General features: G+C 60.3%; 17 protein-coding genes. 1 reads left to right on the top strand and 16 read right to left on the bottom strand.

Features of this window, described 5'->3' with window-relative positions:
• Positions 1 to 94: 94 nt before the first annotated feature.
• The 8 genes from leuA to H3T93_RS05020 all read right to left on the bottom strand — a co-directional run bounded on the left by leuA (position 95) and on the right by H3T93_RS05020 (position 8,956).
• Complete coding sequence (gene leuA, locus H3T93_RS05055) at positions 95 to 2,005, bottom strand: 2-isopropylmalate synthase (protein WP_144177768.1); 1,911 nt, start codon at positions 2,003 to 2,005, stop codon at positions 95 to 97.
• Positions 2,006 to 2,259: 254 nt separating this feature from the next.
• Positions 2,260 to 2,880, bottom strand: coding sequence for a DUF5701 family protein (locus H3T93_RS05050; RefSeq protein ID WP_121912897.1), 621 nt, complete (start codon positions 2,878 to 2,880; stop codon positions 2,260 to 2,262).
• A gap of 84 nt (positions 2,881 to 2,964) precedes the next feature.
• Positions 2,965 to 3,657 (bottom strand): L-ribulose-5-phosphate 4-epimerase, encoded by a 693-nt coding sequence (locus H3T93_RS05045; protein ID WP_046323911.1) that lies wholly within the window; start codon positions 3,655 to 3,657, stop codon positions 2,965 to 2,967.
• 94 nt (positions 3,658 to 3,751) lie between these two features.
• Entirely contained in the window at positions 3,752 to 5,113 is a 1,362-nt protein-coding gene (locus H3T93_RS05040) for an MFS transporter (RefSeq protein ID WP_046323455.1), read from the bottom strand.
• 133 nt (positions 5,114 to 5,246) lie between these two features.
• Complete coding sequence (locus H3T93_RS05035; RefSeq protein ID WP_144177769.1) at positions 5,247 to 6,203, bottom strand: sugar kinase; 957 nt, start codon at positions 6,201 to 6,203, stop codon at positions 5,247 to 5,249.
• A 217-nt stretch (positions 6,204 to 6,420) separates the two neighbouring features.
• On the bottom strand, positions 6,421 to 7,290 hold the full coding sequence (locus tag H3T93_RS05030; protein WP_144177770.1) for an L-ribulose-5-phosphate 3-epimerase: 870 nt from the start codon (positions 7,288 to 7,290) through the stop codon (positions 6,421 to 6,423).
• Positions 7,287 to 7,961 (bottom strand): 3-dehydro-L-gulonate-6-phosphate decarboxylase, encoded by a 675-nt coding sequence (locus H3T93_RS05025; RefSeq protein ID WP_144177772.1) that lies wholly within the window; start codon positions 7,959 to 7,961, stop codon positions 7,287 to 7,289. The genes H3T93_RS05030 and H3T93_RS05025 overlap by 4 nt, the downstream gene beginning before the upstream one ends.
• A gap of 5 nt (positions 7,962 to 7,966) precedes the next feature.
• Positions 7,967 to 8,956 (bottom strand): phosphotriesterase family protein, encoded by a 990-nt coding sequence (locus H3T93_RS05020; RefSeq protein ID WP_046323459.1) that lies wholly within the window; start codon positions 8,954 to 8,956, stop codon positions 7,967 to 7,969.
• A 247-nt stretch (positions 8,957 to 9,203) separates the two neighbouring features.
• On the opposite strand from H3T93_RS05020, the gene H3T93_RS05015 reads away from it, so the two are divergent.
• Positions 9,204 to 10,244 (top strand): sugar-binding transcriptional regulator, encoded by a 1,041-nt coding sequence (locus H3T93_RS05015; protein WP_232348685.1) that lies wholly within the window; start codon positions 9,204 to 9,206, stop codon positions 10,242 to 10,244.
• A 61-nt stretch (positions 10,245 to 10,305) separates the two neighbouring features.
• On the opposite strand, the gene H3T93_RS05010 is transcribed toward H3T93_RS05015, so the two are convergent.
• The 8 genes from H3T93_RS05010 to H3T93_RS04975 form a co-directional block, all read right to left on the bottom strand.
• The gene (locus H3T93_RS05010) at positions 10,306 to 11,394 is read right to left on the bottom strand and encodes an aspartate-semialdehyde dehydrogenase (protein ID WP_144177773.1); all 1,089 of its coding nucleotides are present in this window, start codon (positions 11,392 to 11,394) and stop codon (positions 10,306 to 10,308) included.
• A gap of 17 nt (positions 11,395 to 11,411) precedes the next feature.
• Entirely contained in the window at positions 11,412 to 11,975 is a 564-nt protein-coding gene (locus H3T93_RS05005; protein WP_046323462.1) for an ACT domain-containing protein, read from the bottom strand.
• On the bottom strand, positions 11,972 to 12,805 hold the full coding sequence (locus H3T93_RS05000) for an aspartate kinase (RefSeq protein WP_144177774.1): 834 nt from the start codon (positions 12,803 to 12,805) through the stop codon (positions 11,972 to 11,974). The genes H3T93_RS05005 and H3T93_RS05000 overlap by 4 nt, the downstream gene beginning before the upstream one ends.
• 156 nt (positions 12,806 to 12,961) lie before the next feature.
• The gene (gene recR, locus H3T93_RS04995) at positions 12,962 to 13,564 is read right to left on the bottom strand and encodes a recombination mediator RecR (RefSeq protein WP_046323913.1); all 603 of its coding nucleotides are present in this window, start codon (positions 13,562 to 13,564) and stop codon (positions 12,962 to 12,964) included.
• Positions 13,564 to 16,491 carry a DNA polymerase III subunit gamma/tau gene (gene dnaX, locus H3T93_RS04990; RefSeq protein ID WP_144177775.1) on the bottom strand — a complete coding sequence of 976 codons (2,928 nt, stop codon included), beginning with the start codon at positions 16,489 to 16,491 and terminating at the stop codon, positions 13,564 to 13,566. The genes recR and dnaX overlap by 1 nt, the downstream gene beginning before the upstream one ends.
• 70 nt (positions 16,492 to 16,561) lie before the next feature.
• Positions 16,562 to 16,957: an Rv3654c family TadE-like protein gene (locus tag H3T93_RS04985; RefSeq protein ID WP_110425887.1), complete on the bottom strand. Its 396-nt coding sequence runs from the start codon at positions 16,955 to 16,957 to the stop codon at positions 16,562 to 16,564.
• 3 nt (positions 16,958 to 16,960) lie between these two features.
• Positions 16,961 to 17,338: a TadE family type IV pilus minor pilin gene (locus H3T93_RS04980; protein WP_222102063.1), complete on the bottom strand. Its 378-nt coding sequence runs from the start codon at positions 17,336 to 17,338 to the stop codon at positions 16,961 to 16,963.
• A complete protein-coding gene (locus H3T93_RS04975; protein ID WP_046323466.1) occupies positions 17,325 to 17,561 on the bottom strand; it encodes a DUF4244 domain-containing protein in 237 nt (78 codons plus the stop codon). Before H3T93_RS04975 ends, H3T93_RS04980 begins: the two co-directional genes overlap by 14 nt.
• Between the last annotated feature and the right edge of the window lie 214 nt (positions 17,562 to 17,775).

Genomic DNA, 17,775 nt, shown 5'->3' with positions numbered 1-17,775 from the left:
AAACCAGCGTGGACAACCTGGCCCGATCCAAACCAATCAGCTGCGTTCGGATCGGGCCGTGAGGCTGACGAGAGTTGTTGCCTCTCTATGACTTCTAGCCGCGTTGGAAGCGGTTGAGCGCCGAAATAATGGCCTTGAGGGAGCTGGTGGAGATGGACGAATCGATGCCCACACCCCAAATCACGCGGGACCTGGCCGGTTCGCCCACCTGGCATTCCACGTAGGAAGCCGCCAGAGCATCCGTGCCGGCGGTCATGGCATGCTCGGCGTAATCCAGAACGGAGACGGTCTGATCCAGGGACTTGAGCGCATCCAAGAAGGCTGCGATTGGGCCATTCCCATGTCCCTGAACACGCCGCCTCACCTCAGGATTGCCCGGGGCAAGCCCCCGGTCCAGCAGGGTGGCATCCAGGACGGTGTCGGATCCGTCCTCGCCGGAGGTGACTGCGACATTCAGCAGCTTGAAGCGTCCCCACTGGCGCAGGGTCTCATCGCGCTGATCGGCCATGGACTCTCCGCCGACCACGCTCCCGCCAGCCTCCACGGGCAGGTACTCGTCCTTGAAGAGCCGCCAGATGTCGGCATCCTTGACCTCGCGCTTGGTCCTGTCGGCATAGCTCTGGACCAGCCGTTCGAACTCCACCTGGAGACGCTTGGGCAGGTCCAGATGATGGTTGGCCTTGAGCAGGTAAGCCATGCCACCCTTGCCCGACTGGGAGTTGACCCGGATGATGGCCTCGTAGTTGCCACCCACATCCTTGGGATCGATGGGCAGATAGGGCACCAGCCAAAGGAAGTCGTCAGGGTTGGCGTTGGCGCGCAGTGCGGCCTGCTGCCGAGCGTCCAGACCCTTCTTGATGGCATCCTGGTGGGAGCCGGAGAAGGCCGTAAAGACGAAGTTGCCGACGTAGGGGTGCCGCTCGGAGACGGCGATCTGGTTGCAGTACTCCACCGTCCGACGGATGCCGGGCATGTCGGAGAAGTCCAGCTGGGGATCGATCCCCTGGACCAGCAGGTTCAGCCCCACCGTGCAAATATCGACGTTGCCGGTGCGCTCACCATTGCCCAGCAGGCAACCCTCCACCCGGTCAGCCCCGGCCAGCAGACTGAGCTCGGTGGCAGCCACGGCCATACCCTCGTCGTTGTGGGGGTGCAGGGAGAGCACCACCGCATCCCGGTCCTTGAGGTTGGTGGATATGTACTCCACCTCGTCGGCGAAGACGTTGGGGGTGGTCATCTCCACGGTGTTGGGCAGGTTGATGACCATGGGATGCTCAGGCGTAGGCCGGATCACGTCGATGACCGCGTTGCAGACCTCCAGCGAATACTCAGGCTCGGCACCGGAGAAGGACTCAGGCGAGTACTCATAGGAGAGATCAGTACCCCCGGCATCGGCCTCCAGAGAGCGACAGAGTTCGGCTGCGTCGGTGGCCAGCTTCTTGATCCCGGCCTTGTCTTTGTGGAAGACGACTTCCCGCTGCAGAACCGAGACCGAGTTATAGAAGTGGACCACGGCCCTCTTGGCTCCACGCAGGGCCTCGTAGGTGCGACGGATCAGATGTTCGCGAGCCTGGGTCAGGACCACGATAGTCACATCGTCGGGAATCAGCTCGCGCTCTATCAGGAGGCGGATGAAGTCGTAATCAGTCTCGGAGGCCGAGGGGAAGCCCACCTCAATCTCCTTGAATCCCATGGATATCAGCAGATTCCAGAATCTCAGCTTGCGCTCGGAATCCATAGGGTCGACCAAGGCCTGGTTGCCGTCGCGAAGATCCACCGAACACCAACGAGGCGCCCGCTTCAGGGTCTTGCCCGGCCAGGTGCGCTGCGGATAGTCGAAAGGCACCTGCTTGTTATAGGCCACATACTTGTTGTAGGGCATGGCACTGGGCTTCTGCGGCGAACCCACAAACCTGGGGGGAGGCAGCAGCAGGTCGTTGTTCCCTCCATTGGACGCCGCGGCCTGGGCCGCAAGATCAAACACGGATGCACGATCCTGATCCATCTCTCCTCCTTCTTTCGTTCGTCGGAAACCGCAATATCACCCGGCCATGGGTGTTCGGACAGGCCGAAACCGTGTCGGGGGTGCCATTATTTTACCGGAGGAGAGCCAGGACATGCGGTCCGGGTCCGCATTACGACGCAGAGGAAGGCGAGGGCACAAAGTCTTGCGTAATTCGCAAGGTTACCCAAGCTGCAAACTCCAGACTAGGCAGGCGCTTACAGAGTGCTTGCTGCATAAGATTCAGTTGAAGAGATTCACTGGAAGAGTGAGACACCGCGACGGCCCTCGCAGTAGGCGTTGCCCAGCCAGGTGTGGCGCGAGTTGGGCCAGACGGAGCCCAGACGGGGGGCGTTCTGGCTCATCCAGATGCTGGGCACGCGTCCATCTGCGCTGTGGGAACCCAGCAGGTTGAAACCGTTCTTGACCGCCAACCAGTCGGGATGCTGGGTGGCGATGGCCAGCCCCTCTTCCAAGGTCAGAGGGAGACGGTCATCGGAGTCGATCAGCTTGCGGGCCACGTCCGGCTCACGGTTGGTGTAGCAGGTGCCCGTATGCGGGTCCAGGACGATATAAAAGGGCCCCTCGGGCGGCTCGAACCCGTTCTGTGGCAGGAAGCTGGCAATGTCGCGCGGAGGCATAGTGGTAAAGCCAGCCATGCGATTGATGCTGGTACGGGCGATCAGCGACTCAGGCGAAACCAGCTCCCTGGTGGGGATGAGCAGGATCTGCTCGCCCAGCTCAGTGGACTCCAGTGCAGAGATCAGGGGCTGGGCCAAGGCTCTGAAAGCGGCGGCGCTGATGTCCGCCACATCCGGATAACCCAAGGCCACGATCCGATCCAGTTGCCGCTTCACTTCTTGGGAAGATCTGGTCATGGCCTCCAGTCTAATTCGAATCTGCTGCGGCGAGCACCTGCACTGTCGACACTCGCATGCCGGGGCGAGGCACCGTATTCAGATTCAGTGCTGGCCGTACACGTGCTGGTATCGGTCGTTCAGACTGGCCACATCCTCGTCGGACAGGGGCACAGGCGTACCGATCTGCTCAGCAGCCCATACCGTACGCGCCACTTCCTCCGTCATCGCCGCCGCCTTTACCGCAGCTTCAGCATCCACACCAACCGTGAAGGGGCCATGATTGCGCATGAGCACTGCGGGGCAGCCCGGCTGCTTCGCCAAAGTCTCGACCACCCCACGACCTATCTGATCTGACCCGATCAAGGCGAAGGGACCCACCGGCACTGGGCCGCCGAACTCGTCACCCATCATCGTCAATACGCATGGAATTGGCCGGCCCACTGCGGCAAAGGCCGTCGCAAAAGTGGAATGCGTATGCACCACGCCAAACACTTCAGGCATGTGCCGATAGATGTAGGCATGTGAAAACACATCCGAGGAAGGGGCGGCAGATCCGTCCACCACATGCCCCTCAAGATCCGTGACCACCATTGATTCCGGCGTCAACTGTTCATAGCGCACCCCGGATGGTTTGATCACCAGTAAGTCGGCCGAATGCAGACGCTGTGAGACATTCCCTGCCGTCCACACCACCAGCCCCCACTTGATCAGCTGCTCATGCAAGGCAGCAACATGCTCGCGGACCAGATCTACCTCGACACGTACCTCGTCAGGAAAATCAGCCAAGGACGTCATAAGAACCACCACCATTCCCAATATGGGGTCGACCTTTCCTGCAAAAAGCCGGCCCGGTTTGCTTACCTGCGTGTGCAGACCACGCTGCGCGTCCTCACAGGCTTTCCAGATCCTTGCCCTTGGTCTCCTGGGCAAAGAGGTATATGACAGCACCGATGACCAGGCAGACACCGAAGAAGGTGAATGCCGTGGTGACAACGCCGATGTTGATGTGCTGGGAGACATAGTCGCCGCCCACCAGCAGCCCCATAAATATAGGGCCTACGATTTTGGCCGTGGCGCCGATGCCGTATCCCAGCCCCAGTCCGGTAGAGCGAACATCGTTGGGGAACTGCTCGCCGCCGAAGGCATTGAGAATGCCGAAGACACCGTCAGCGAAGGTCATGATGACCAGGACGGCGATGTAGAACTGCCAGCCGGAATTGTGGAAGAAGGCCGCATAGAAGCATCCCAAGGCCCCGATAATCCCGAAGGAGAACATGGTCCAACGCCTGCCGATGATGTCAGCCAGCCAGGCAGAGCCGAATCTGCCTATGCAGTCGGCCACGGAGACGCCCATGAACAGGTAGGCCACCATCTGCGTTGAAAAGCCGAAGGCATCCTTCATCAGCGTCTGACCCCAGGATTGAATGGCGAAGGAACCCAGAATGAAGCAGAAGGACCCCACCGAAATGATGACCAGCGGCTTGAGATGCTTGGACAAAAGCAGACGGTAGCTGGCCTTCTGCTCCTGCTCGACCTTGGGCAGGGCGCCGACCTGGTCCACGGGGAGCTCGAGAGCCCACGCCAAGGCCTTGCGGGCATCATCGTCACGTCCCACGCTCTGGTAGAAACGGGGGGACTCAGGCACCGTCGCCAACCAGAAGAGAAGAAGGACGGGGATAACGCCCAGGGCCACCAGCACGCGCCAATTGTCGCCGATCAGGCTCTGTGAGACGGATCCCAGGAGCAGTCCCATAGGAATGAAGACCGAAGCCAGGCCGGAGAGCATGCCGCGCTGCCTGGCCGGGACAAATTCCTGGACGTAGGGGATGGAGATGATGTTAAGACCGCCTACGCCGACACCCACGCCGATGCGCAGGATGGCCAGCAGGATCCAGGCACCGTCAGGCAGGAATACCGACAGGGCCGTAAAGACCACGAAGCAGAGAACACACCACTGGAAGGCATGCTTGCGGCCGAAGCGATCGGCCAAACGTCCCCAGAGAATGGAACCGATGACTGTGCCCAGCCCGGAGCAGGCCAGGATGATTCCAGCGGAAACCCCGGTCAGGTGCCAGGCCGAAGTCAGGAGGGAGACCACAAAACCAATCAGGAACATATCGAAGAATTCGGATATGTTGCCGGCTATGGCCAGGCCGATGATGCTTTTCTGATGTCCGGTCAGGGGACGAGCGTCTATCTGCTCGTAAGCGGTCAGTGCGTCCCCGGCCTGTGTGACATGTGTATCACTCATAATGGGTTGCTTTTCTTTCTCGGATGATCATGATGATGGTGGCCCGACCCCGGTATGGGTCTGACCGGATGGTCCGGGCCGCCTTCTCCGTCCTTGGAGAATACTGTGGCGGGCCTGGATCATGAAGGAGATGTCAGCGATTGATGTCCCCGCCCAAGGGAATATCCAGTTCCTGGGCGCGGATACGGGTCAGATCGCCCATATGTGTCAGGGCGTATTCGGCGGCCCGCTGTCCCCACCTGACACCGCACTCCACATCATCGGAGAGGAAGCCATGGAGGGTGGCGGCCACGAAGGAATCCCCGGCACCGGGGCGGTCCACCACCGGAACCGTGGTGGTGACGTACTTCTTGATTCCTTTGGAGGTTCTCAGGTAAGGACCATCCAGGTGATTGGTGGAAACGATGTACTCATTGCCGAAGCGCTGATAGAGCTGTTCGCATACCTCCTCGCCAGTCCCCTCGATTCCGAAGACGCTTTTGGCATCCTTGATGGAGCAGAAGAGAATGCGGGCCTTATGAGCAATGGGCTCCAGAACCTTTCTGGCCTGGTCACCGGTCCAGAGCTTGCTGCGGAAGTTCACGTCAAGGGCAATGTCGATGCCGCGCTTCTCCGCCTGCTCGGCTGCGTAGGTCACCACCCCGGCTGTGGTATCGGTCAGGGCCGCAGTGATGCCGGTCAGGAAGAGCAGGCGGGTGTCCATCATCCGATCCCAGTCGTAATCCTCAATCCCCGTCGACCTGAAGGGGGTGTACTCACGGTCGTAGATGACGTTGGCCGGCATCGGCGGCTCGCCCGGCTCCATGAAGTAGAGGGCGATTCGGCTGGCCGGCTTGCGGACCATGGTGCTCAGATCAACGCCCACGGACCTGTACTCGCTCAGGACGTATTCGCCCAAGTCCCCCTCCGGCAGCGAAGAGGTCCACAGGGTCCTGCGCTGAAGCTGGGCCAAAACTCCAGCCACATTCGCCTCTGAACAGGCGGGATTCATCAGGATCGACCGGGCGTTCATCAGCCGCTCCCCCCTCCTGACCGTGAGCCTGATCTGCCCCTCTCCTATGGTCGAAAGGTCATATGCATGTTCTGCCATCACTTGCTCCTTGTCTACACGGTCGTTTTTTTTCAGCATGGACCACGACGTCCGCTTCAGTCCGTATTACGACCTGTCACATCTAAACTCGCACCGATCGGGTCGACCCTCCAGGGACGACCGCTGGCATCATAGCCTCCCTGCCGATGCCAAGGGGAGTGGAGGACCGGCGCAACCACCCCCGAATCGGCAGCCGTGACGGCTGCCGACCTTTGCCTCAGCCTCTAGGGTCAAGCACCTCCATGCCGGTTCCACGCAGCCAGGTTTCCACTTTCTTCCTTGCATTCACGACTATCTGATCGGCCTGGTCCGAATCATCATTCCACATCTCCAGCATGATCCGCCCCGACCAGGACTGCCGGGCCAGCTCGGCGAAAGCCGCGGGAAAGTCGGCGCAGCCCTCGCCCATGGTGATGCGACGCGGTTGCCCCGGGAGCACATCCTTGACGTGGATGGCCAGCATTCTGCCAGCTCCAGCCCTGAGCTCAGACACGGCATCCAGCTCCTGCTCGTAAAGGTTGCCGATATCCGGGTACATGCTCAACCAGGAGGACCCGACCTCATCGCAGATGGACAGACCCTTGGTGATGGAGGTGATGTCATTGCCGTCCACATTCTCTATGCCCAGCATGACGCCGGCTTGGGCCGCATACTCCGCCGCCCTGGCCAGAACCTCCGCATACCTGGCGCGCTGGCCAGGATCAGGGTCCTCGTAGTAGGCGTAGTAACCGGCTACCTGGATCAGGGGAATGCCTGTCTCGTGTGCAAGATCGATCGCCTTGAGGAAGATCTCGTAGGCCCGACGGCGGATAGCAGGATCGGCCGAACCGGGGCCGACCTTGCGGTGGCAGCTCAGGCAGATTCCTCCGACCTGGACGCCCTGGCGGTCAGCAGCCTGGCGGAATGCGGAAGCCTGGGCAGCCGTCCAGTCCAGGCGGGCCATCCGCTTGTCGCTTTCGTCAATGGACAAATCCATGAAGGTGAATCCATCAGCCGCCACCTGGGTCATGAATGCATCCCAGTCATCCGGCTCGGCGGGGTACTTCAGGGCCTTCTCATAGATGCCCAGGGTGACGCTGCCACTCATTGCGGCCACACCCTGCCTATGGTCTCCCGCAATTCGGTAGCGGCGGCCAGGGGGTCATCAGCCTTGACGATGCCACGACCCGAAATCACCACTCCGACGGGAACTCCTTGGAAGAAGGGCAAGTCCTTGGCCGTGACCCCGCCGGTCACGGTGACCTTGAAGCCCATCTGATGCAACTGACGGATACGGTCCTTGTCGTCCTCCCCCCAGGTCAGCCTTCCAGCCGCTTCGGCATCGCGAGAACGGTGGACGATGACCTGGGTGGCTCCAAGCCGCCGCCATTCGCTCGCCTGTTCGGGATCGTAGGTCTCGCCAAGCTCAATCTGGACCTCGCCGCCAAACTCCTGGGCCACCTTCACCACCTGCTCGACCGTGGTCATGCTGGCACCGGCTACCACCGAGACCCAGCTGGCACCCGCCTCGAAGCAGGCGCGGGAGATGACCGCTCCGGCCTCGGCGATCCTGACATCCGCCAGGATGGTCTTATCGGGATAGAGGGCACGAATCTCGCGCACGGCCCTTAGTCCTTCGGCGATGATCAGGACGGTTCCGCACTCGATGACATCGACCTGGCTGATGGCCGCGTTTAGAGGCCTCAAAGCCGAAGGCATGTCAAAGGTGTCCAGAGCGATCTGGAGCTGGGGGCGCTCCAGGGTCTTGTCTGCTACCATTGCGTTCAGGCCTCCTTACGGAAGGTGAAGAAGGTGTGGGCGTTGCGGATGAGCAGCTTGTCCACGTAGTCGGGATCGAAGCCTTCGGCGATCATGCGGGGACCGTCCACTGCCGGGTTGTAATCCACGCCGCTCACAGAGCCGTAGACCTTCTGGTAGGAGCGCTTGCCGGAGTCCGTGCCCAGGAGGATACGGTCCTCATAGCCGTCTTTCTTGAAAGCCTTGAGCTCCATCATCCTGTTGGAATCGGGCTGATACTTGATCCTGTTGGTGCCGTCGATCTCCAGATAGACGCCCAGATCCAGGATCTCCTCCAGGTAGTAGACGTCAGCGTTGCGCTGGATGTGGCCGATGGCGATCTGGTCGGCGGGAACCCCCAGTCCGATCAGGGTCTGGGCCTGTTCCAGACCACATGTTCCATACGTGGTGTGCGTGTTGATGGGAGCGCCGGTCTCGATGGCCGCCTTGGCAGCAGCCTCCATGCACTTGTGCTCGAAGGGCGTGATCTCTCCGTAAGCAGTGCCGATCTTGATGACGCCTGCCTTATAAGGGCTGCGATCTACCAGAGGACCGGTGTAATCGTTGCGGTCGATGCCCTCGCGGATATCAGCAATGACCAGATCGGCGATCTGATCCACGCTGTAGCGGTTGATCCAGTGGGACTGGGTCTCCAGGTAGACATGTTCACGATGGAAGCCGGTGGCCCCTATGATCTGCAGATTCTCCACCGAGCGGGCCACCTCGGCCAGCTTCTCGATGTCACGGCCGCAGTTGATGGGGCACATATCCACTACGGTGCCGCCCTGCTTGCTCCACTTCAGCGAGGCCTTGGCGAAATAGCCGGCCTCGGTCTCTGCCTTTTCGACTGAATCCAGCTGATGGTCCTTGTCCAGATAGACCTCACCGGCTCCCACCCGGATCAGATGGTCGTGACTGTTGACTACGCCAAGCGTGCTCGGATCGACATCTCCCAGAATGGTTCGTGCGAATGCCATGTGAACTCCTTTGTTGTTTGTGCTCTGCGACTTCGCGGCACCGGTCTTCAGACTCTTCCTCCCGGTGCCTTTGACAGGAGACAGACTATGTGAGCAACTACAGAACAACAAGGACTTTGATGAACATATGTACTTTATCGATGGTTATAGATCTATGTAAATTTCCTTTTTTACCTTAGAAAACCTGTATTTCCAGACCTTGAAGAGTAGATAAACGGTTTTTTACTGAGTCTGATAATATGTACATATGTTCAGCGACCTACAGATGATGACCACTTCGGATGCCCGCAAGCGGGTTCAGCTGCTTCTTCGCATAGCCCGCATGTACTACCAGGATCACATGCTGCAGTCCCAGATTGCCACAGTGACAGGCTATTCCCGCCCCTCCGTCTCCCGGATGCTGAAAGAGGCCCAGGAGCGAGGACTGGTGAAGATCTCCATTGAGAATCCATTAGAGCGGCTGGAGGAACTGGAGTCCAGGCTGATCCGACAATTCAACCTTCGTTGCGCTCGGGTCTCGGAACCGCCACAGGGATGCACCGGGTATGACGTCGTACCCCGAAGCGCAGCATCCCTCCTGGTGGAACAGACCAGACCCGACTCTTTGATAACCGTCTCCAATGGCAACGCGGTCGCCTACACGGTTCGCGAAGTTCCCCTGCAAAACTGGGCAAAGTCCAAGGTCGTACAGATGATTGGTTCCCTGTCGCCAACCAATCCCATGACGGATTCACCAGAGATATGCCGCATGCTGGCCCAACGTCTGGGCGGCAGCTATTCGACGTTGCCAGTGCCCATGATCCTTTCTTCAACCCCCGTGGCTGAAGCCATGCGCAAAGAACGCCAGATCGCCGACACTCTGACCCTGGGCGGACATGCCGATGTTGCGGTGGTAGGAGTCGGGTCTGTCAAGGAGGGAAGATCAGGGCACATTTTCAAAGACTACGAGAATGCGGCTTTCATCAAAGAGGTGACCGAGCTCAAAGCTGTGGGACACATCTGCGGGCACCACATCGACGCCCAGGGTCGCCACATCCAAACCAGCCTGTGCGAACGCACTATTTCGATTGAATTCGAACGCCTGAAGCGGATCCCCCTGGTCATAGGCGTGGCCTGGGGGCCGCAAAAAGTTGCCAGCATCCTTGCCTGTCTGCGGGCCGGACTTATCTCTGCACTAGCCACCGACCGCGACACGGCCGAGGGGATACTTGAGCTGGATCAACAGCAGAGAAAAGCAGGCAGACAAGTCTCACGAGCCTCGAGCCGAGCAGAGGCCAAGCAGGGCTGACCCTGCATGAAGGCCATCAGGCAGACGGGGCCTGGTAGAGCCGATCAGCCCAGATGCACCATCAAATCCTGTCGGCAAAGTGCTTCCGGGCGATCAGCTCGGCGATCTGCACAGCGTTGAGGGCGGCCCCCTTGCGCAGGTTGTCATTGGCCACGAACATGGACAGTCCCCTCTTGCCTTCCACGGCCTGGTCCTGGCGGATGCGGCCCACGAAGCTGGGGTCCTTGCCGGCTGCGTCCAGAGGAGTGGGTATTTCCGCCAGACTTACCCCGGGGGCCTTGGACAGCAGGTCGCGGGCCTGATCAGGAGTGACATCGTGATCAAACTCAGCATTGATGCTCATGCCGTGGGCAGTGAAGACTCCTACCCGCACGCATGTGCAGGAGGCGGCCAGATTAGGCAGGTGGAGAATCTTGCGACTCTCATTGCGCAGCTTCTGCTCCTCGTCGGTCTCCCCGCTGCCGTCATCGACCAAGTCGCCTATAAAAGGAACGGCGTTGAAGGCTATAGTGCGCACCACCTTGGTGGGCGGGGGGAACTCAATGGCCGATCCGTCGAAGACCAAACGATCAGCACCCTGCTCCACGGCTGTTTTGGCCTCGTCGCGCAGCTGGAGGACACCGGCACGCCCAGCCCCCGACACAGCCTGGTAGGAGGAGACGATCAGGCGGCGCAGACCGTATGCCTTGGCCAAGGGACTCAGCACGGGCATGCAGGCCATGGTGGTGCAATTGGGATTGGCCACGATCCTCCGGGGGATAAGATCCAGGTCTTCGGGGTTGACCTCAGACACCACCAGGGGAACCTCGGGATCCATCCGCCAATGGGAGGAGTTGTCGACCACGTAGGCTCCGGCCTCGGCAAAGCGTGGGGCCCAAGTTCCTGAGGTCGAACCGCCGGCGGAGAAGATGGCCAGATCGATTCCGCTCAGGTCGGCCTGCTCCACATCCTCGACCGTGATAGTCCTGTCACGCCAGCGCAACTGTTCGCCGGCAGACCGGGATGAGGCCATGAAGCGCAGGTCAGCTACAGGGAAGTCCCGTTCGTCCAGCATGCGGCGCATGACCATGCCTACCTGGCCGGTGGCGCCCAGAACGGCTACATTGATGCCACGGCGACCATTGTTCGCCAAATCAGCCTTATCAGTCATTGCTCTTTCCTCTCCGCTCAGCGACCTGTGCCGCCATAAACGACCGCCTCGACCTGATCGGCATCCAAATGGAAGGCCGTATGGATGGCCCGTACCGCCTCGTCCAAGTTCTGAATGGGCACCAGGGCGGAGATACGAATCTCGGAGGTCGAGATCATGAGCACGTTGATATGCCGGTCGCTCAAGGCCCGGAAGAAGGTGGCGGTAATGCCCGAGTGGGTCTTCATGCCGACCCCTACCAGGGTCACCTTGCCCACCTCAGGGTTGATGTCGACCGAGTGGAACCCCAGTTGCTCACGGGAGTCATCCAGCATGGGAACCACCTGATCAGCCTGAGCAGACGGCAACGTGAAAGAGATGTCCACGGTTCCGGTGGCCGCCCCAGCCTGGACGATCATATCTATGTTGATGCCGCCCTCGGCAAGGATAGTGAAGAGCTGTGCGGCTACGCCGGGTCGATCCGGCACGGCCCGCAGGCTGACCTGGGTCTCGCTGCGGTCGTGGGCAACCCCTGAGATGATCGGTGACTCGGGGCCGTTCAGGTCCGGGAACAAGTCGCCCATGGATTCGCCGTTGGTCATGACCTTCCTTCCGTCATATCCCGTTGCCTGTCGGTGTGTGCAGCGGGGCGGTCCGGCAACTGGCCGGTCTCCAGATTGGGAATCTTGTCGACATCGACATCGTCGGGCATGATCAGCGTGCCAGGACGACGGGAAAAGGAACTGCGCACATGAATGGGCATGCGGAAGCGCTGGGCATACTCCACGCAGCGCAGTGCCAGCACCTTGGATCCGCCGGCCGCCATCTCCAGCATCTCCTCGTATGAGATGCGGGCAATTCTTCGGGCGGTGGGCACAATGCGCGGGTCGGCAGTAAAAACGCCATCCACGTCAGTATAAATCTCGCAGACATCCGCATTGAGCGCCACAGCCAGGGCCACAGCCGAGGTGTCCGAGCCGCCGCGGCCCAAGGTGGTGGCATCGCCGTCGGAGTTGACCCCCTGGAAGCCTGCCACAATTCCCACTTCGCCCCGGTCCAGGGCCTTCATGACTCGCTGAGGCCGAACATGGCGGATGTGGGCTGCCCCGTAGCGTGCATCAGTCATAAATCCCGCCTGCGAACCGGTGAAGGAATGGGCATGCTCGCCTTGTGCATGGATACTCATGGCCAGCAGGCTCATGGAGATGCGCTCCCCCGCAGTCATGAGCATGTCCATCTCGCGGGCCGGAGGATTGGAGTCCACATCCATGGCCTGATCGATCAGATCGTCAGTGGTGTCACCCATGGCGGAAACCACCACTGCGAGGTCATTGCCAGCGCGCTTGGTATCAATGATGCGCTTGGCCACACGCTTGATGGAGTCCGAGTCTGCCACCGAGGACCCGCCATATTTCTGAACGATAAGTGCCACTGCTGTTCCATCCCGCGACGGTTAAGCCACTAGACCATCATCTGCAACATGTTGATTACATGGATTATACGAACGACACCGTTTTATCAGACCCCCTCCACCAATATGCGAAACAATGACAGCAGCCGGGAAGCCGTGAATCAGTGACTACGTGCCTTACAGATCCCGACGGCCGGAAATCGCCCGGCCGAGGGTGATCTCGTCAGCATATTCCAGATCACTACCGACAGGCAGACCGCTGGCCAGCCTGGTGACCCGAAGATCCAGAGGACCCAGCAGCCGTCCCAGGTAGGTGGTGGTTGCCTCGCCTTCAATGTTGGGATCAAGGGCCAGCATGACCTCCTTGACCTGATCCGTGCCCAACCGCTTCAAGAGCTCGGGAATGCGCAGATCACCAGGCCCGACGTTGGACATGGGGTCGATGGCCCCACCCAGCACATGATATAGACCCCGGTATTCTCCGGTACGCTCGATGCTCATGACATCCTTGGGCTCTTCGACTACGCAGATGATGCTACGGTCACGACGCGGATCCTGGCAGATGGGACATGGACTGGTCTCGCAAACATTGCCACAGATCTCGCAAAACCGAACCTTCTCCTTGGCGGTAACAATGGCATCAGCCAGGTCCTGAGCACTGCGCCGATCGGCTCCCAGAATATAGAAGGCGATGCGCTGCGCCCCCTTGGGGCCAATGCCCGGCAGCTGGGCAAAAGCATCAATCAGCTCTTGAATGGCTCCATCATAGGTAGCAGCCATCATTCACCTCCCTGTCGCTGCGCCTGTTCCTGCCGGCGCTTTTGGACGTTGATCGGATTCTGGGGGTCGTCAGCAGCAAAATCCTCCACCTTAGTCACGTCAAACATTTTGGTCAGTTCATCCTGGTTCATGGCATTATTCGCCCCGAGCCGGGCATCGTCCATGGAATAGACATCGTCCTCGGGATCCACGGAAGGCCCCGAATCCTGGGAGGCAGCTACAGCGGATGAAGCATCCTGACCGAGACCACTGGATGCCGAGCTAGCGAAGCCTGCTGGCATCCTCCTGTCCTCAGATCCGGATGCCTTTGCCATTGCTCGGGAACCATCCGAGCCGCCTGCGGTACCCGAACCGCGATTGTCGCTCTGTATATCCGGCGAGGTTGGGATGCCAGTTGCCATGGTCCCTTCGTCAGCAACCGATCCGGTCCCCAATGTCGGAGCCGAGGTTGCACCCGAGGCGCTTCCCTGACCCGACGAATCAACCGATTTCGAAACTCCAGGCCCCTGGTCTGAAGCTTCATGGCTTTGACTGTTGGAGGACTCCGTAGAAACTGCAGCGGTGATTCCGGAATCGGGCAGGGCCCAAGGATCCGTGTCATCGCTCATGTCCGGCAGAGCAACTTTTTTGGACTCGTGGTCTTTCTGAATAGTGGTCCCGTCGCTGCCATCACCAGGCTGCCGGGTCTTTTGCGGCGCATGAGTCGCTGGAATGGGGTGAGCCCAGGGATCGTCGTCCGGCAACACCGTTGAAGCGGTTGAGCCGAAGCCTGCAGCCGGCAACGGTTCCGGAGACGACTGGACCGGGCCGCCGACCGGGTGGTGAGCGTCGTCGGAGTTTCCGTCGCCTGCAGCTTCTCCAGAGGTGGACCTTCCGTCCGACGTCGATGCTCCTGTCTCACCCTGGTGACCCGCCGAGGCCGTCATCTCTCTAGGGGCATGCCCTTGCTCCGTGGCCGCATGAGGCATGACCGCCGCTCCAAGGTTCATGGTGGCCAAGCCAGCCCGAGCCAGAGCCACCTCCTTCTTGACCTCTGCCCGACGCTGGGGGGACATCTTGTTGACGGACTCTACCGTCTCGCCGTTAGCAGCCGTCCCTGATGGGGCGATCATAGTGTCCTGCCCGAACTCCTGGCGAGCGCGAACCATGACAATACGTGGAACTTTGGTCTCCCCATCAACCGACTGCGCAGCCACTGCCATGGCGAAAGCATGCTGGCTGAGTGGACGGTCGAAGGTCATAGACAGTCGTTTGCGGCCGGAGGGGTCTGCTTTCATGTCCACGGCAGGCACCCGGTCCCGCACCACATATTGGCGGACCTCCTCCGGCAGGGCAGCCACCAGGGCATCCCAGCGCTTATTTAGTTCTGTGCCGGTCGGGATCTCTGTTCCCTGTCCTCGCGTAGCCTCCGGTTGTGCAGACCGCGGTGGTTCCGTAGACCGGGCATGTCCGGAAGGATTGGTTGATTCGGCCTGCACAGCTGGCGAGGAAGGGGCTTGCTTGCGCTCGGGTTGGGCAGGGCCTGAGCCGGAATGGGTGGGCAGTCCTTTGCCCTCTTGCCGTCCGCCAGCAGAGGAATCGGAATGAGAACCTGCCATGCTCTGCGGCCCGGCAAAGGAGACGGGCGCTGCTGCAGACGATGATCCTGCTCTGCCAGGTTGTTCAGAGCGATCAGCCTCGTCAGCGCGCCCAGGCTGGGATGCTCTGGACGGCCGACCGTTCTGCTGTGATCTGTCAGCGCCGATGAACCCGCTACGGGCGGGTGCCGGGGTCACGGCACTGGCGGAAGTCGTCCCTGGGGCTGGTGCCTGCTCCATAGGCTCGCAACCAATTGCCAGTAGCCTGGCAGCCAGGAGCTCCAAGCGCATCCTGGGCGAGGTGGCTCCGTTCATTCCCGCCAGCGCATCATTGATGATGTCAGCCATTCTGGTCAGGACCTGCAGATCCAGAGCATTAGCCTGCCGATGCAGATCGGCCACCTGGTCGTCGTCGGCGTCCTCGCTCAGCACGCTCTCAGCACGCTCTCCCGCCAGTTTGAGAACCAGCAGGTCGCGGACATGGGCTAGCAAATCCTCAACGAAGCGCTGAGGCTCGAACCCACCGACGACCACCTTTTGAATGACCCCGTAGAGGCCAGCCCCATCGTGGGCGATCAACGCATCCACAGCTTCGCTGATGAGTGCGGCAGGAGTGAACCCCAGCAGCGCTACAGCCGCATCATAGGTAATGGTGTGCTCGTCAGCGCCTACCATGAGCTGGTCCAGCACGGAAAGAGTGTCACGCACCGATCCGCCTCCAGCCCGCATGGCCAGCTTGAGCACACCAGGCTCGGCCTTGATGTTCTCCTTTTCGCAAATGCCCTCCAAGTAAGGCCCCATGACTTCCTGGGGCACCAGACGGAAGGGGTAATGGTGGGTGCGGGAACGGATGGTGCCGATCACCTTCTCCGGCTCTGTGGTGGCGAAGATGAACATAACATGTTCCGGCGGCTCCTCGACGATCTTCAGCAGGGCATTGAATCCTTGCTGGGTGACCATATGAGCCTCGTCCAAAATGAAGATCTTGTAGCGGTCACGCACAGGGGCGAAACCTGCCCGCTCCCTAAGCTCCCTAGCATCGTCGACCCCATTGTGGCTGGCGGCGTCAATCTCCACCACATCGATGGAACCGGGGCCTCCTGTGGCCAGATCCCTGCAGCTGTCGCATTCGCCACAGGGATGGCTGGTCGGCCCCTTGGCGCAGTTGACGCAGCGGGCGAAAATCCTGGCACTGCTGGTTTTTCCGCATCCCCTGGGACCGGAGAAGAGGTAGGCGTGGGTCAGCCGGTTCTCATCCAGAGCTCGGGTGAGAGGGACCGTGACCTGCTTCTGACCGATTATGCCGTCAAAAGTGTCAGGCCGATACCGCCGATAGAGTGCTAGTGCCATGGTTCAAGGCTATCCATTTCTTTAGACACGCTCGCTTACCTTCCTAAGGCTTTCGCCCCGCTTCCTTCCCTCATCCACAGGGCTCGGGGCCTGCTCGGGCAGACTGGACCAAACGGGGCATCATCGGGACTCCGGTGTCTACGCCTACCGAGACCCTCACATCACCTCCATCCACCTGACAATCCGTCAGGACGCCACGGTTGAGACGGGCGACCCGGGAGGCCAGATTACATGGCTGAGCCTGTCCTTCGTCCAGGGCAGAAGCTGCAGCAAGAGCCGAAACATCGGCACCGGTACGTGCACGCGTCCGGCAGATCATGAGATTGCCCAGAAGCGCCGCCAGAACCAGACCCAGGCCGACCAGAGTCATCAGCATGATGCCCAGAACCGTGCCGGAACCCGGATCCGAACCCCTTATCCAAGAACCGGAACGCTTCAGGCGCGTCTTTCTGGCATGTCCGGGCATGACTCATTCCTCCAAGATGGCCACGGCAGTGCCATGGACCTGTGCAGGCAGCACGCCCATTGGACCGGCAACCACTGGGCATGACACCCTGACTGCCGTCTGTCCGGCTGATGGGCTCAGCCTAACCTGGGCATGCGGCCCAGCCATCCGGTGCACCAGCTCTTGGGAATCGCTCTTGCCGCGAGTGACGATCAGGTCTCTGGCAACCGCGTTCGCCGCATCCTGACAGACCATGCCAATCCTGATCGTCTGGGTCAGCGTTAGCAGTATGAGAGCCAGGACCATGACAGCAGGAAGAACGATGGCGAACTCGGCCGTTACCGTGCCATTATCGGATCGCCACCCTCGTCTCCGTCCATACCGTCTTTCAGCCGACGGCACTGAGCGCCTTCTTCACCAGCCCCATCAGCAAAGTGCGTGTGGAAGGGGATTTGACAATTGCCAGCAATACACCGGCCAGCGTGGCGGCCGCCACCATGATCACGGCGTATTCAGCAGTGATGGCCCCGGATTCAGGCCTAGCCAGAACCACGCTCAGCCGCGCATGCAGGGCACGCACACCAGAATCCATAGCCTGGCTGATGCGGACGTACAAAGCCGTCATGAACCGGCTGGAACGTTGCCTTATTCTTTGCAACCATTGTGATCCGGCACTTGCAGCAGACCATGTCGTAGCCGACACCAATTGGCCTCCTGCCTGCCTTGTCTGTAGATGGAAGACCGTTGCAACCTCTTGTGGATATGTCATCGTTCTCACCTTTGTCTTTCCTTGTCTTCCCCACCCCGGCGAATAGCCATTCCTCAAAGAATCGGCATCC

Source organism: Bifidobacterium sp. M0404 (assembly GCF_016101415.1).
Taxonomy (GTDB): domain Bacteria; phylum Actinomycetota; class Actinomycetes; order Actinomycetales; family Bifidobacteriaceae; genus Bombiscardovia; species Bombiscardovia polysaccharolytica.
Note: the sequence above shows the minus strand (reverse complement) of the source record. Positions and strands in the feature narration are given on the sequence as shown.